At 71.5% G+C, this 14,967-nt stretch carries 15 protein-coding genes; 4 read left to right on the forward strand and 11 right to left on the reverse strand.

Annotated features, from left to right (window positions below; translation table 11 throughout):
* Nucleotides 1-169: 169 nt before the first annotated feature.
* Complete coding sequence (locus CU254_RS11065; protein WP_009075637.1) at nt 170-733, reverse strand: DUF3000 domain-containing protein; 564 nt, start codon at nt 731-733, stop codon at nt 170-172.
* 761 nt (nt 734-1,494) lie between these two features.
* Between CU254_RS11065 and hemE the strand changes: the two genes are divergently transcribed.
* From hemE to CU254_RS11085, 4 genes are read left to right on the forward strand one after another with little or no spacing between them, the layout of a single operon-like run.
* Nucleotides 1,495-2,577, forward strand: a complete 1,083-nt coding sequence (gene hemE / locus CU254_RS11070) for a uroporphyrinogen decarboxylase (protein ID WP_050788146.1) — start codon at nt 1,495-1,497, stop codon at nt 2,575-2,577.
* Nucleotides 2,574-3,983: a protoporphyrinogen oxidase gene (hemG, locus tag CU254_RS11075; protein ID WP_037713288.1), complete on the forward strand. Its 1,410-nt coding sequence runs from the start codon at nt 2,574-2,576 to the stop codon at nt 3,981-3,983. The genes hemE and hemG overlap by 4 nt, the downstream gene beginning before the upstream one ends.
* Nucleotides 3,984-4,029: 46 nt before the next feature.
* Nucleotides 4,030-4,722, forward strand: coding sequence for a hydrogen peroxide-dependent heme synthase (gene hemQ / locus CU254_RS11080; RefSeq protein WP_009075643.1), 693 nt, complete (start codon nt 4,030-4,032; stop codon nt 4,720-4,722).
* A gap of 6 nt (nt 4,723-4,728) precedes the next feature.
* A complete protein-coding gene (locus CU254_RS11085) occupies nt 4,729-6,096 on the forward strand; it encodes a CoA transferase (RefSeq protein ID WP_009075645.1) in 1,368 nt (455 codons plus the stop codon).
* 718 nt (nt 6,097-6,814) lie between these two features.
* Here CU254_RS11085 and CU254_RS11090 read toward each other — a convergent pair.
* From CU254_RS11090 to CU254_RS11135, 10 genes are all read right to left on the reverse strand, one after another.
* Nucleotides 6,815-7,606: a TIGR04222 domain-containing membrane protein gene (locus tag CU254_RS11090; protein ID WP_037713291.1), complete on the reverse strand. Its 792-nt coding sequence runs from the start codon at nt 7,604-7,606 to the stop codon at nt 6,815-6,817.
* Nucleotides 7,607-7,708: 102 nt separating this feature from the next.
* A complete protein-coding gene (locus tag CU254_RS11095) occupies nt 7,709-8,035 on the reverse strand; it encodes a hypothetical protein (RefSeq protein WP_037713293.1) in 327 nt (108 codons plus the stop codon).
* A complete protein-coding gene (locus CU254_RS11100; protein WP_037716901.1) occupies nt 8,032-8,835 on the reverse strand; it encodes a DUF692 domain-containing protein in 804 nt (267 codons plus the stop codon). The genes CU254_RS11095 and CU254_RS11100 overlap by 4 nt, the downstream gene beginning before the upstream one ends.
* Complete coding sequence (locus CU254_RS11105) at nt 8,828-9,658, reverse strand: TIGR04222 domain-containing membrane protein (RefSeq protein WP_009075651.1); 831 nt, start codon at nt 9,656-9,658, stop codon at nt 8,828-8,830. The genes CU254_RS11100 and CU254_RS11105 overlap by 8 nt, the downstream gene beginning before the upstream one ends.
* Before the next feature lie 24 nt (nt 9,659-9,682).
* Entirely contained in the window at nt 9,683-10,612 is a 930-nt protein-coding gene (locus tag CU254_RS11110; protein WP_037716904.1) for a TIGR04222 domain-containing membrane protein, read from the reverse strand.
* 98 nt (nt 10,613-10,710) lie between these two features.
* Nucleotides 10,711-11,595 (reverse strand): TIGR04222 domain-containing membrane protein, encoded by an 885-nt coding sequence (locus CU254_RS11115; RefSeq protein ID WP_037713295.1) that lies wholly within the window; start codon nt 11,593-11,595, stop codon nt 10,711-10,713.
* A gap of 109 nt (nt 11,596-11,704) precedes the next feature.
* Entirely contained in the window at nt 11,705-12,133 is a 429-nt protein-coding gene (gene msrB, locus CU254_RS11120) for a peptide-methionine (R)-S-oxide reductase MsrB (RefSeq protein ID WP_009075655.1), read from the reverse strand.
* A 19-nt stretch (nt 12,134-12,152) separates the two neighbouring features.
* Nucleotides 12,153-12,458: a hypothetical protein gene (locus CU254_RS11125; protein WP_009075657.1), complete on the reverse strand. Its 306-nt coding sequence runs from the start codon at nt 12,456-12,458 to the stop codon at nt 12,153-12,155.
* 50 nt (nt 12,459-12,508) lie between these two features.
* On the reverse strand, nt 12,509-14,098 hold the full coding sequence (locus tag CU254_RS11130; RefSeq protein ID WP_037713300.1) for a serine/threonine-protein kinase: 1,590 nt from the start codon (nt 14,096-14,098) through the stop codon (nt 12,509-12,511).
* Between the two features lie 165 nt (nt 14,099-14,263).
* Nucleotides 14,264-14,938, reverse strand: a complete 675-nt coding sequence (locus tag CU254_RS11135) for a TVP38/TMEM64 family protein (protein WP_037713303.1) — start codon at nt 14,936-14,938, stop codon at nt 14,264-14,266.
* Between the last annotated feature and the right edge of the window lie 29 nt (nt 14,939-14,967).

Raw genomic sequence — 14,967 nt, forward strand, 5'->3', positions numbered from 1 at the left:
CCGGAGCAGCGCCCGCTCCGGTCCACGGTGGACCGTCGGCCGCGGGCGCGCGGAAGCCCCGCCGAAGATCTTCGCGGAGCGCTGGGAGGGCCCGAAAGCGCCCGGGAAGGCGCGTCCGTGCGCGTGCAAGTGCCGCGCAGACCGTGCCCGACCGGGTGAACTTAGGAAATCAGGAGCTCTGCCGCTGCTCGAACAGCGTGACGCCCACCGGAGGCAGCCCCACGACGCTCGCCATCACCTGGCAGAACGCGAGCCCGTGCGGCCCGAGCGCGGAGTCGGTCGGGGTCCAGGAAGCGCGCAGTTCGAGGTCGTCGGTGCGGGCCGGGCCGGAGATGTCGCCGAACCGGGCGGAGGACGTCTCGGTGACGGTGCCGCCGAGCGCCTTCCACGCCGCTCCGGAGGCCTCCAGCGCGTCGGTGAGCCACGACCAGCCGACCGCGGGCAGGAACGGGTCAGTGGCCAGCTCGCGGTCGAGTTCGGCGCGCACGTACATGACCAGCCGCAGCACGCCGTCCCAGCCCTCCTGGCCGTCCGGGTCGTGCAGCAGGACCAGCCTGCCGGACGCCATCACGTCGGCGGGGCCGGAGACGTCGCAGCTCAAGGCATACGACCACGGCGCGAGCCGCTGCGGCGCGCGCATCGTCTCCAGGCGGATCTCCGGGCGCGGCCGGACGGCTTGCAGCGCCGCGACGGCTTCGCGGAAAAGATCGGGCACTGGCGTCATCGCGGTCACGCACCGACTGTAGGGCGGCAACGCCCAGTTGCGGTCGCAGGCGCGCCGAGCGAGACCGTCCCGCGACCCGGGGAAGGGGTCTGGGTGCCGTTCGCTGGGTGCTTCGTTCCGCCCGGTGCTTGGGTCTTGGCTCGCTCCGCGTCGCCGAGCGCGCGGTCCGCCGCGCGCTCCGCATCGCCGCGCCGCTTGGCTCGGGTCTCGCTCGCACCGCACCGTCAGCCACGGTGCCTGCGGCGGCTTGGAACCGGTCTCCGTCGCTCTCGCTGTCCGCCGCGCCGTCTGCCGCGTGCTTGACTTCGTCCCGCGCTGGTGTCTCGCTTCGCCCTATCTGCCGCGCCGTGTGCGACGCGCTCCGCTCCGCCCAGCGCTTGGTTTCGTCTCGCTCGCTGCACGCTGTCTGCTGCGCCCAGCGCATGGCTCTCGTCTCGCTCGTTCCGCGCTGTCCGCCTCGCCCGGACCGAGCCTCCGCCAGTCGAGGCTTGCTGTCCCCCCTCTCGCCCGTCCCTCTTTCTGTGCTGCAGCGTCTCTGGCCCCGTGTTGCCCGGCGGTCTCGGCGCTGCCTCGTTGGCCGTCCCGTCTCTCCGCCGCCTCACTGCGCACCTCGTCCTGCTTGGGTGCCTCTGCCTTCCCTGTCTGCTCGCCTTGCGCCTCTGCTCGTTGCCGCCCCCCATCTGCCCGGACACCTCGCTGTGCCGCCGTGAGAGCGGGTTCTGGCTCGTTGGGCCCGGGGCGGGCCGGGACTGTCGGGCCCGCGTGGGACCATGGGGTTCGTGCCTCAGGTTTCGTCCGCGCCCGTCGGCGCCCCGTCCGTTTCGACCCGTCGCGTCCTGCCCGGTTCGGCTTTCCTCGCCGCCGCGCGCGGGGAGCGGCCCGCGCACGTCCCGGTGTGGTTCATGCGCCAGGCCGGCCGTTCGCTGCCGGAGTACCGCGCGCTGCGCGAGGGCGTGCCGATGCTCGACGCGTGCTTCGACCCGGAGATGCTCGCCGAGATCACGATGCAGCCGGTCCGTCGGCTCGGGGTCGACGCGGCGATCCTGTTCAGCGACATCGTGGTCCCGCTCAAGGCGGCGGGCGTCGACATCGACATCGTCCCCGGCACCGGCCCGGTCGTGGCCTCCCCGGTGCGCGACGCGGACGCGGTGCGCGCGCTGCCGAAGCTCGAACCCGAGCAGGTCGGCAAGGTCGCGGACGGCGTCCGGCTGCTGGTGGAGCGGCTCGGCGAGACGCCGCTGATCGGGTTCGCCGGCGCGCCGTTCACGCTGGCCAGCTACCTGATCGAGGGCGGCCCGAGCCGCAACCACGAGCACACCAAGGCCCTGATGCACTCGCAGCCCGAGGTCTGGCACGACCTCGCCGCGCGCCTCGCCGACCTCGCCGCCACGTTCCTGCGCGCCCAGCTCGAGGCGGGCGTCGACGCGGTGCAGCTGTTCGACTCGTGGGCCGGCGCGCTGTCCGAGCGCGACTACCGCGAGTTCGTGCTGCCGCATTCGAGCCGCGTGCTGGCCGTGGCCGGGGAGTACGGCGTGCCGCGGATCCACTTCGGCGTCGGCACCGGCGAGCTGCTCGGCGCGATGCGCGAGGCGGGCGCGGACGTGGTCGGCGTCGACTGGCGGATCCCGCTCGACGTCGCGGTCCAGCGGCTCGGCGGCAACGTGTCGGTGCAGGGCAACCTCGACCCAGCGCTGCTGTACGCGTCGTGGCCGGTCCTGGAGGCCGAGGTTCGCCGGATCGTCGAAGAGGGCCGCGCCGCCCGCGGGCACGTGTTCAACCTCGGCCACGGCGTGCTGCCCGGAGTCGACCCGGAGGTGCTGAAGCGGGTCGTCGACCTGGTGCACTCGCTGTGAAGCACGTCGCGGTCGTCGGCGGCGGGATCTCCGGCCTGGCCGCCGCGTACCGGCTGCGTCAGCTGCTCGGCGACCGGGTGGCCATCACTGTTTTCGAGAGCACGCCCGCGATCGGCGGGAAGCTGCGCACGGCCGAGGTCGGCGGCGTCAGCTACGACGTCGGGGCCGAAGCGTTCCTCGCCCGGCGGCCCGAGATGGTCTCGCTGGTCAAGGAGGTCGGCCTCGCCGATCGCCTGGTGCATCCGACGAAGGCGCGCGCCAAAATCCACGCTGGCGGTTCGGTGCAGAGCCTGCCGCCCGGCACCGTGATGGGGGTCCCGGCGTCCGCGGAGTCCGTCGCGGGCGTGCTGTCCGCCGACGGACGGAGCGCGGTCGAGAAGGAGCGCTCGCTCGGCCCGGTCGACCTGGGCGAGGGCGACGTGCCGCTCGGACCGTTGCTGCGCACTCGCTTTGGCGACGAGCTGGTGGACCGGCTGGTCGACCCGCTGCTGGGCGGCGTCTATGCGGGCGGTGCCGACGGCCTTGGCCTCCGCGCGACGATGCCCGGCTTGGCCAATGCGATCGAAAGCGGGGCGGGTTCGCTCACCGAGGCCGCGTCCTCGCTGCTGCCGAAAACCCCCGGCACCGCACCGGTTTTCGGCAGTCTGACCGGCGGCTTGCGAGGCCTGCTCGACAGGTTGCTGGAGCTGTCCGGAGCCGAGTTGCGCACTTCGTCGACGGTCCGTTCGCTGACGCGGACGCCGTCCGGTTGGCGCCTCGAATTCGGTGCCGCCGCGCCAGCGCACGCGCCTGCAGACAGCCCGGTGGACGCGGACGCGGTGCTGCTCGCGGTGCCCGCACCGGCCGCCCGGAAACTGCTCGACGGTGTGGCTCCGGTGGCTTCGACGGCGTTCGGCGAGGTCGAGTTGGCTTCCATGGCGGTCGTCGCGTTCGCCTTCCCGCCGGGCACTGAACTGCCGGATGCGTCCGGAATCCTTATCGGCGCGGGGGAGCGGGACGCGGAAGGCGTTCCGTACGCGTCCAAAGCCTTCACGTTTTCGTCGAACAAGTGGGCACACCTCGGAAATGCCGGACCGGTGCTGGTGCGCGGTTCGGTCGGCCGGTTCGGGGAGCCCGGCGCGTTGAACGGCGACGACGATGCGCTGGTCGCAGCGGTCCGCGCGGATTTGGCCCGGCTCGCCGGGGTCACCGCGAAGCCGATCGACACCCTGGTGACGCGGTGGGGCGGCGGCCTGCCGCAATACGGCACCGGGCACCTGGAGCGGGTGACGCGGATCGAGACGGCAGTGGCGGGGATCCCGGGCCTGGCCGTGGCGGGCGCCACGCTGCACGGCGTCGGCCTCCCCGCGTGCGTGGCCACGGCCGACGCCGCTGCCCGGCGGATCGCGGAGCAGCTCTTCGTGTGACGGAGCCCCATGGCGATCGCCGGGCGGACAGTGCCAGGATGGAGTCATGGCGCGGTTGAATTACAACGAACTCAACGACACGATCCGCTACACCACGTGGTCGGTCTTCCGGATCGAACCGGGGAAGTTGGGGGAGGACCGCGGCGCCGCGGGCCGCGAGACGGCCGAATACCTCGACGGGCTCGAGGCGAAGGGCGTCGTCGTCCGGGGCGTGTACGACGTGTCCGGCCTCCGGGCTGACGCGGACTACATGATCTGGTGGCATGCCGAGGAGATCGAGCAGGTCCAGGCCGCCTACACCGGGTTCCGCCGCACGCCGCTCGGCCGCGCGTCCACGCCGGTCTGGAGCCAGACCGCGCTGCACCGGCCCGCCGAGTTCAACAAGAGCCACGTGCCCGCGTTCCTGGCCGGCGAGGAGGCGCGCAAGTACGTCTGCGTGTACCCGTTCGTCCGGTCCTACGACTGGTACCTGCTGCCGGACGAGGAACGCCGCAAGATGCTGGCCGACCACGGCAAGGAGGCGCGGGACTACCCGGACGTGCGCGCCAACACCGTCGCTTCGTTCGCGCTCGGCGACTACGAGTGGATCCTCGCCTTCGAGGCGGACGAGCTGCACCGGATCGTCGACCTGATGCGCCACCTCCGCAACACCGAGGCCCGCCGTCACGTGCGCGTCGAAATCCCGTTCTACACCGGCACGAAGGTGCCGCCCGCCGAGCTCGTCGCGGCTCTGCCGTAACCGCCGGTGCAGGACGTACTCGCCGGGGCCTGGCAGTCGCTCGCCGGGGAACCGCTGCCCGCCGTGTCCTTGACCGGCGACGAATCCGTGCTGCCCGGGCACTTCCGGGTCCCGGCCATGGCAAGCGCCAGCATCGCCGCGGCCACCCTGTCCGCCGGTGAGCTGTTGCGCCTGCGCGGCATCGACCCAGGCACGGTGTCGGTCGACACCCGGCACGCCGCCGCCGCGTTCCGCAGCGAGCAGCTGCTCCGCATCGACGGCGAACCCGGGCCAAGCCCGTGGGGCCGCATCGCGGGCGACTACCGCGCCGCCGACGGCTGGATCAAGCTGCACTGCAACACTTCCCGGCACGAAGCAGCGGTCTGCTGGGCGCTCGGCGTTCCGGCGACCCGCGAAGCGGTGACCAAAGCCGTGGCCGGAAAATCCACAGCAGAGGTCGAGTCCGCCGTGGTGACGGCAGGCGGTGCGGCAGCGCTGATGCGCTCTCGCGAGGACTGGCTGGCGCATCCGCAAGGCCGAGCCGTCGCGGAACTCCCGCTGGTCGAACTGAACCGCATCGGGGACGCGCCGAAACGCACCCTGTTCGACTCGGACCGCCCGATGGGCGGCGTCCGCGTGCTTGAACTGACGCACGTGCTGGCCGGACCCGTCGCGGGCCGCGTGCTGGCCGCGCACGGTGCGAACGTGCTGCACGTCGGTGCCGCACACCTGCCGCGCATTCCGGTGCTGACCATGGACACCGGCCAGGGCAAGCGCTCCGCGTTCATCGCGCTCGACACCGAAGGCGGCCGCGCGAAGCTGAAGAAGCTCATCGCCCGCGCGGACGTCCTGCTCCAGACCTTCCGCCCCGGTGCCCTGGCCCGAATCGGCTTCGGCCCGGAACAACTGGCCGAATTGCGCCCCGGCCTCGTGGTGGCCGACGTGTCGGCCTACGGCTGGACCGGCCCGTGGGCCCGCCGCCGCGGCTTCGACAGCCTCGTGCAGATGTCGTCCGGCATCGCCGAGGAGTACGCCACCGACGCTCCCGCGCCGCTGCCCGCGCAAGCACTCGACCACGCGACCGGCTGGCTGACCGCCGCCGCCATCATGACAGCACTCCGCCGCACAGTCACCGACGGCGGCACCTGGCACGCCCGCCTCTCCCTGGCCGGCACCGGACGGTGGCTGGATTCCTTGGGCCGCAAGGACCCGGAACCGTCCGAAGTGGACTACGCGGACGTCATGGAGACCGTCGACAGCGACTTCGGCCGGATGACCCGCGTGCGGATGGCCGGAGAGCTGCCCGGCTCGCCGCCGCACTGGGACCACCCGTCGCACCGCCCGGGCGCGGACACCCCGGTGTGGTCGCCGGTCGTGCCGCAGCCGGTTTCGTAGGCGTCTCCCGGCACTTCGTGGGCGGCCGCCCCGGTTGCGTGGCTACCGCTGTGCGCCGGTTTCGCGGATGCCGCCAGCCGGGGACGTCCCGCGCGTCAGTTTCGCGTGCGCACCTCCAGTTCCGTCGTGACAGTTCAGGGTCGTGCTCGGTGAGGGCCAAGCCGGTCTCGTGGGTGCCGTCAGTTCGCGACGTTCCGCGCGTCAGTCTCGCGTGGACGCCGCCGTCCGTGGCGACTGTCAGCGTCGCGCTCGGCTAGGCCCAAGCGGGTCTCGTGGATGCCGCCAGCCCAGGCGTGCCGCGCGTCAGTCGCGTGCGGGCGTTGCCAGTCCCGTGGGCACAGTGCGCTTTGTGAGCGCCGTGGTCCGTGAGTCCAGAGCCGGTCTCGTGGGTGCCGTCAGTCCGAGACGCGCCGCGCGCCGGTCTCGCGTGAGCACTGCCATGACCACGGGCAGCTTCGTGAGCGCCCCAGTTCATGAGCCCGGCACCGGTTTCGTCGGGTGCCGCCAGTCCGCCAAGTGCTGCGCCGGTTCTCCAAGCAGGAATCTCGTGGACCCCGCCAACGGCGCGAGTGCCGAGTAGGCACGGCCACGCCGATGAGTCCCATGCGCGTCCGTCGGTGGACGCCGCGCCGGATCGTCGGCACGTCCGATGAGCACTTGGTCTCACAAACCAACGCCACCAGCCCCAAACGCCGGTCAACGCCGCTCCGCCCCACGGCTAAATCGGCATAAGACCTCCCGCAACCCGCTTGTCCGGATAAGCCGCCAACCCGCCCACCGCGACCAGCTCAACCGGTCCTGCGCCACTGCCCGCGGCAGCCTGCTGTTGTGCCCGCGCGAGCACCGTCGTCCCGGCAGTCGTCGGCGGCAACGAACTGACCTTCCGCTCGCCGAACCTCTTGGTGATCCGCTGACTGCCGACGAGGCAGAGCCAGAGTGTCAGCCCGACCTCGGCGAAGACGAGCACCACCAGGACGTTCAGGTGAGACCGGCCGACGTCGTAGACCACCCGGGCCACCCCGGCCGCCAGCAAGACCACGGCGACCGCGGTCAGCGTGTACCCGAGGCCTGTCAACGGCCTGCGCCTGCTGACCAGTTGCCGCTGGACCAGATCGGTTTCGAGCGCCCGGATCGCGGGCTTGAGCGCCGAGGAACGCGCGATCCACGAGGCGAGCCGTCCGCGACCGGCCGCCTGGTGCACGGCTTGCTCCAGCGGCGGCGACGGGGGCGGTGACGCAGGCGGCGGCTCGGTGGCGAGGACCTCGCCCATCGACCCGACCTGCAGCTGTCCGCGCGCGAGCAGCGCCGCGATCGCGGTCTCGACCACTCGTGGCCGCCCGTCCGCCAAGTACGCGACGTCGTACGCGTCGCGCGGCATGGCGGCCGACTCCGGCACGGACGCCTGCTTCGCCAGCTTGTCCTTGCCAGCGGCCAAAATGCTCACCAGGCCCGCGGCCAGGGCCACGTAGACCAGCACCATCGGGCTCACCGCGGCCCAGAATCCGTTCACGACAGATTCCCTCCCTCCCTGGCCCGGCAGAGATCGGATAACCCCGCCGTAACCAGACATGTCGCCAGCGTAGTCAGCACCACCGACAAAAACGGGAAGGCCTCAGCGCCGGAACCATCTGCGCCGAGGTTTGGGCAGGTCACCGCGGGCGATGAGCCACTGCGCGAACGCGTCGGCGTACTCGCGCGCCCGAATCGAAGTCGTCTTCGGCCGCTCCGCCGCGAACGTGTCGAACAACGGCCGATACCGCGAGCCCAGCGTCTCCGGAAGGTCCGGTCGCAGGTACGCCACAAGCCGTCGTCGCTTGGCGAGCAGGACGTCTGCCTCGATGCGCAATCGCGAGGCGTCGAAGCCGGACGGCGGCTCGGTTCCGGTCAACAGGCTGTCCAGCAACGCGGCCTGCCGAGCCGCCAGTTCTTCCCTGCTCACGGCGTTACCGCGGTCCGCAGCGCGACCAGTTCGGCAGCGAGTTCGGAATCGGTGGGGTAGTCGTCGTCGCGTTCCAGCAGAACGCCCGGCGGATCAGTGCGGCGGCGCAGTTCGGCCAGCAGATCCAGCACCTCCGGCAGCACCGGATGCGCGTGTGTGTCGTGGTAAACGCCGTCTCGCTCGACACCGCCCGCCATGTGCACATACGCGAGCCGTTCCCACGGAATCCCGTCCAGGAACGCGACCGGATCGGTGCCCACGTTGCGCGCGTTCGCGTACAGGTTCGCGACGTCGATGATCAGCAGGCAGCCGGTCCGTTCGGTCAGCTCGGTGAGGAATTGTTCTTCAGTCAGCTCGTTTTCCGGCCATTCCAGCAGCGCGGCGATGTTCTCCAGCGCCAACGGCACGTCCACAATGGACTGTGCGAGCCGGACGTTGTCCACGAGCACGTCCAGCGCCTCGCGCGTGCGCGGCAACGGCATCAGATGCCCGGAATCGAGCCCGCCCGCGCGCACGAAACACACGTGGTCGCTGGCCAGCGGCGCGTCGAGGGTCCTCGCCAGTTCGGCCAGGTGCTCCACGCGCGCGGTGTCCAGCGGCTCGGCTCCGCCCAGCGACAGCGACACCGCGTGCGGCAGCACCGGCATCCCGCGATCTTTCAGCGCCAGCAGGCTTTCCGGGAGATGCGGGGCGTGCAGGTTCTCCGCGACCACCTCGACCCAGTCGACGCCCGGCAGCCGCGCGATCGACAGGTCCAGTTCCGGTCGCCAGCCGATGCCGATTCCCAGCCGGTCAGCCACCGCAGCCACCTCCGCCTCCACATCCGCCGCCACCGCCGCACGACGATCCGCCGCCGGACGACGTTCCCGCGCCGCTCTGCAACGCCAAGCTTGTCGCATGGTCCGGGTACTGGGCGAAGCCGCCCAGCGCGACCAGCGAAGCCGCACCGACCAACAGCGCGCCGGACTGTATCCGCTGCGCCGCCGGGTCTGTCCGCACCGCGGCGACCATCGCGCGCCCAGCCTTGGTCGGGTGGACTTTTGGCCGCTTCCGGCTGAGCATCGCCAGCACCGCGAGAATCGCGGTGACTGTCAGCAGCACGTTCAGGCCCGCGGTCGGCCGGTGGAGCGCGGAGCCGTTCATCGAGCGCACCAGACCGACCACGAACAGGATCGCGTAGACCGCGCTCACCCCCGCCGCGAAGCGGGCGGACGCGACCGTGACCAGACCGCGCTGGCGCAGTTCGTCCCCGATGCTCCGCACCGGCGCGGCGACCGCTTCCGCCGTGCGCAGCGTCGCCGCCGCGTGGCGTCGCTTCCGCACAGCCGCGTAAACCGCCTGCTCAACTGGCCCTGTGGGCGCTCCGGAAACAGCGGTGAGCTGGCCCCGGGTGTCGACTCGCAGCAGTCCGCGCTCCAGCAGTGCGGCAATTGCCGTGTCGACCGTCCGGTGGGGGCCGCCCGCGAGGAAGGCGAGCTGGTAGACGTCGAGCGGCCGGCGCACGTCCGCGGCCGCCCTCGGCCCGATCCGCGGCCAGACGAGCTGCACCGCCAGTGTCAAGGCCAGCGCGGACCCGTAGATCGCCAGGAACTGCGGGCCTGAGATTCCCCACGGCTCGTGCACGGCGTCTCCCTCCTCAAGCGCGGGTCATCCGCCGCAGCCGCCCCCGCCGCCGCACGAAGACCCGCTGCTGCACGAGGAACCACTGCTGCACGACGACCCGCCGCTCGAACCGCCGCCCCCGGCCCACGTGCTGCCGCTTCCGCTGATCAGGGCGGTACTCATCTCCTCGTCCGGGTACAGCGCGATTCCGCCGAGCGCGACCACCGCCGCCGCACCGACAAGCAACGCGCCCTTGCCGTTTCCGCTCGTCTCAGCGAACTCCTGAGGCCGTTCCTCGGCGGCTTTCGCTTCTTCGCGGGCGCGCACCACGATCGCGTGGCCCGCGTCGGTCGCCCGGGACGTCTTCGAGCCCTTGCGCACCGAATAAGCGATCAACGTCAGGGTCCCGGCCACGAAAAGCAGTCCGATGAGCCCGCCGATCGGCCGCCCCAGCTGCGCTCCGTTGACCGCGCGGACGATGCCGATCAGCAGCAGCGCCGCGTACGCGACCACGATGCCGACGCGGAAGCCGTCCAGGCCGTCGCCGGCGGTGAGCAGCCCGCGCCGTTCGAGGTCCTGGCGGATCTTTTCCACTTCCGGCCGGACCACCGGCGATTTGCGCACCATGGCCACGGTCGCCGAACCGCCCTGAGCAGCGTCGTGCACCGCGCGTTCCAGCCTCTTGCCAGACGGCCGCTTGCCGATCGCGCTCAGCTTGCCCTTGCTGCTCACCCGCAGCAGTTCCTGTTCCAGCAACGTCGCGATCGCGGTGTCGACCGTGCGGTCCGAGCCGCCGGCCAAATAGGCGAGCTGGTAGACGTCCGGCTGCAGCGGCGGTTCGACGGTGGCGGGCGCGTTCCGCCGCCGGGACCGCGCGATCGGCGGCCAGCTCAGCTGCACCAGCAGCACGACGGCCAGCGCGAGGCCGAAGATCAGCAGGAATTGCGGGCCCGAAATGCCCCACGGTTCGTCCACGGCTTCCCCCTCTTTCCAGCGTTGCCCGAACTTTAACCGGCTGCTCGCCGGAGGCTGTCGGCAGAACTGACGCACTCGATGCCCGGTTCGTTCCCGGTTCAGCTGTTCCCGCCGCCGCAGCCACCCCCGCCGCATCCGCCGCCGCACCCGGATCCGCAGCCCGCTCCACCGCCGCAGCCGGATCCGCACCCCGCCCCGGCGGCCCAATACCCCGCAGCTCCGCCCGCGGAGCCCGCGATGGCCGCTCGCGCCTGCCGGGTCGCTGGGAGCCCGCGAAGCAGCGCGACCCGCAGTTCGCGATCCGGATGGTTCGACAGCCCGCCGACCGCGACGTTCCCGGTCAGGCCGCTGATCAGGCTCTGGTCCGGCCACGCCGCTTCGGCCGCCGCGCGTCCGGCGTCGGTCGGCCGGATCCGCCGGGCAGCCCGACGACGGGACAGCGCGGTGAACCCGAACCACGCGGGCAGCAGAACCGAAATCAGCACATAGCCGTTCAGCCCGCCGACGCCCGCCGCCACGCCCGCCGCCGTCAGCACTGCTTCCCCGATCGCGGTCCACTTCCAGGCCGCCTGCAGCGCCTGGCGGTCAACGAGCAGGCCGCGTTTGGTGAGGTCATCGATCATCTCGCGGACCGTCTCGCCGCCGACGAGACCGCGCAACACCGTCGCGATCCCGACTCCCGTACCGGTCAGCTCGGCGGCTTCCCGGCTCAGCGCGTCCGACGGTTCGGTCGGCGTGCGGTACAGCCTTCCCGTTGAGTCCGCGCGGAGCTGTTCCCGCTCCAGCATCGACGCGACTGTCGTTTCGGCGACGCGGATCGGTCCGTTGGTCAGCAGCGCGACCTGCGCCGCGGACGTGAGCCGGGTTTCGGGATGCCTGCCGCGGTGCAGCCGGGCGGCGGTCCGCCGTCCGGGCCACCAGCAGACCAGCGCCAGCACCAGGATCAACGCGGCCGGCATCGCGCGTTCGATCGTCCAGTCCATCGCGGTCCCCTCCGGATGAACAGTCCACGCTACCCGCCCGGCCGGGGTTGCCGCCGGACGGAAAACCGCCCTCCCCGGCGCGGGAAGGGCGGTTTCGGGGAACCGGGCGTCAGTCGCCGGATTCCGGGACGAGCTTCAGGGAAATCGAGTTGATGCAGTACCGCTGGTCGGTCGGGGTCGCGTAGCCCTCGCCCTCGAACACGTGCCCGAGGTGGCTGTGGCACGAGGCGCACAGCACCTCGATGCGCCGCATGCCCATGGTGCGGTCCTCGCGCAGCAGCACCGCGTCGGAGTCCGCCGGGTCGTAGAACGACGGCCAGCCGCAGTGGCTTTCGAACTTCGTGTCGCTGCGGAACAGCTCCGCGCCGCAAGCCCGGCACTCGTACACGCCGGTGGTCTTGGTGTCGGTGTACTCGCCGGTGAACGGCCGTTCGGTGCCGGCTTGCCGGAGCACCGCGTACTCCTCGGGGGCAAGCTGCTCCCGCCATTCCTGGTCGGACTTCACCACGCGCGGAGTGGTGCCGACGACGGGTTTCATACCTTTCACCCTTCCCACGTTACCTGGAGAGAAAAGCGACCGTGTGCAGCGCGATGTCCCAGGCGGTGACCAGCAGCCCGAGCACGATCAGCACCACGACCAGCGCGGACACCCAGTAGCGGAGCCCGCCGGTGCGGTTGCTGGACTCGGCGAAGTCGGCGACCTGGTCCAGGCACGCCTCGACGGTGAAAGTCGGCCCGGTGCGCTCCATCCGGTCGAGATGGGCGGCGAACGCACGGGCCTCCGGGTCGTACGGATCCAGCCCGACCAGATCCTCGTGGAACCGAGGATTCCAGCCCGGCGGCAGAGCTCCGTTCTCGGCCATGCCTCAACGGTAGGCTATTCGCCCCGCCGGACCCACCTCTGCGGCGAGTGTCACTGCGCGGGCGCGCCAGTCTCGACACGGGGATCGCTGTTGATCATCAACGTTCCGTCTGGCCCGGCGACGACCTGCACGACCTTCAGGGTCTGCGCGCCGCTATTGGAAAAGAGGGTGATTTGGACGTCGGCGGAACCGTCCGGGTTGTTCTGGCGCTTGTAAACGTTCGCGTTCCGGAAGGAAGCTGGCTTGTTCTCCTTCCAGTACGCGGCGAACGCGGTCTGGTCGCCGAACGCTGCCTGCGCCGCAGGGGTCAACATCGCCCAGGTACTGGGCGACCCAGCGTCACCGTAGAACGCGACGACTTGGTCGCCTGCGGGCCGCCACTGCACCGTTCCGCTGGACTTGACCGGAGGTGCCGACGAACTCGGCGTGTTCGACGGAGTAGCGGGCGCGGAGGAACTCGACGCCGGCGGCTGCGCGTTCGACGAACCGCCGCTCTTGCCCTGGCTGCTGCTCAAAACCAAGAACACCACCAACGCCACCGCGACCACTGCCGCGGCCCCGCCGGCGAGGAACGCGATCTTCTTCTTCCGTGCCGCAGCAGGCGAAACCCGATCTCCCGACCCAGCACCGGAGTAGTTCGGCGCAGCAGCGGTAGGCGTCGGTCGCACCGCGGGTTGCGGACGCGGCGGAGTGTTCGCCGGGGGAGCAGGACGCGAAGGCGCGCCCATCGGCATGAACGACGCAGTCGGCGTCCGCGGCGGGTTCGACGGGGCCTTCGGCGCGGCAGCGGCAGCCGCCGCCGGAGCAGCCGTACGCGCCCACGGCGGACGGGATCCGTTGCTTCCCGGACCGCGGCCCGACAGCAACTGCTGCGGCGCGGCCGGTTCCCCGGTCGCGAGCGCCGCCAGCCGTTCCCGGGCCTCGGCCATGCTCGGCCGCTCGGAAGCTTCGCTGCGCAGCAGGCTCATCAGCAACGCGGTCGCCGGACCGGCCTGCGTCGGCGGGTTGACCTGGCCGTTCGCCGCCGCGTAGAGCAGCGCGAGCTGGTTCGTGGTGTTGCCGTACGGGGTCTGACCCTCGATCGCCTGGTACAGCGTCGCGCCGAGGGCAAAGACGTCCGAGCTGGGCACCGGGTCGGCGCCGCGGGCCAGTTCGGGGGCGAGGTACGCCGGGGTGCCGCCGATGAGGCCGGTCTGGGTGAGCGTCATGTCGCCGGCCGCGCGGGAGATGCCGAAGTCGGTGATCTTCGCGGTGCCGGTTTCGTCGATGAGGATGTTGCCGGGCTTGACGTCGCGGTGCACGATCCCGGCGCGGTGCGCGGCCACGAGAGCCGCGGCGACCTGCTCGCCGATCCGCGCGACCTGGCCGACCGGCAGCGTGCCCTGTTCGGCCAGCACCGCGGACAGGCTCGGGCCGTTGAGGTACTCCATCACGAGGCACGGGTCGCCGCCGTGCTCGGCGACGTCGAACACGACGATCGCGTTGGGGTGCTGGAAGCGGGCGGCGTTCTTCGCCTCGCGCATGGCGCGCTGGCGCATGTTGTCGCGTTCGGCCTCGGAGACGCCCGGCTGCGGCAGGATCTGCTTGATCGCCACGGACCGTTCCAGGCGCACGTCCACGGCACGCCACACCACGCCCATGGCACCGCTACCAATGTGCTCGACGAGGCGGTAGTGCCCCGCGATCAGCTGCCCGGTGTCGATGACGCCCGCTCCTGACGAAAGTCCCGTGATCGTGGTCGTGCGCAGCGCGGATACCCCTCGCGCACCCGAACGAGTGTAGCGGTCGGAAGTACCTGCCCGCCGTCAGCCAGCCGGTGCCGACGGCACGGGCGCCTCCGGTTCAGCGGCGGGGACGCGCTTCCGCAGCACCCGCACCAATCCTGCCGCGCCGAGCGCCGCGAAGACGGCGTAGCAAGCCAGCAATGCGGGCGGCGTGTCGCCGGTCAGCGCGTCCGCGAAAACGACCACCGCGACGGTCCCGGGGACGCTCCCGAGCGCGGTCCCGGCAAGGTACGGAAGGAGTTTCACGGACGAAACGCCGCACAGGTAGTTCATCGCCGAAAACGGGACGACCGGGATCAACCGCAGCGACGTGATCGCGAGCACGCCGCCGTCGGAGAGCCGGTCGTTGACGGCCCGCACCGGCGCCCGGTGGAGATGGCGCAGGATCAGGTCGCGGCCGAGCAGCCGGGCCAGCCCGTACGCCAGCGCGGCGGCGATCGTGGTGGCCGCCAAGGCGATGAACACCCCCGCGACGCTGCCGACGAGCAACCCGGCGGCCAGGTTGAACACCGTGCGCGGGATGGGCGCGACGGTGAACAGCGAGTAAGCCACGAGGAGCACCAGCGGAGTCATCGATCCGGTCGCCGCGGCCCAGGTGCGCAGCTGCGCCGGTCCGGGGATCGGCAGCCACAGCGCGGCGGCGCCGAGAAGGGCCAACACGGCCAGGGCGACGATCAGCTTGGTTCTCCCGGACACCCCGCCACGGTACGGCACTCGCGGCTACG

Origin of the sequence: Amycolatopsis sp. AA4, assembly GCF_002796545.1 — a bacterium.
In the GTDB taxonomy this organism is placed as follows: Bacteria; Actinomycetota; Actinomycetes; order Mycobacteriales; family Pseudonocardiaceae; genus Amycolatopsis.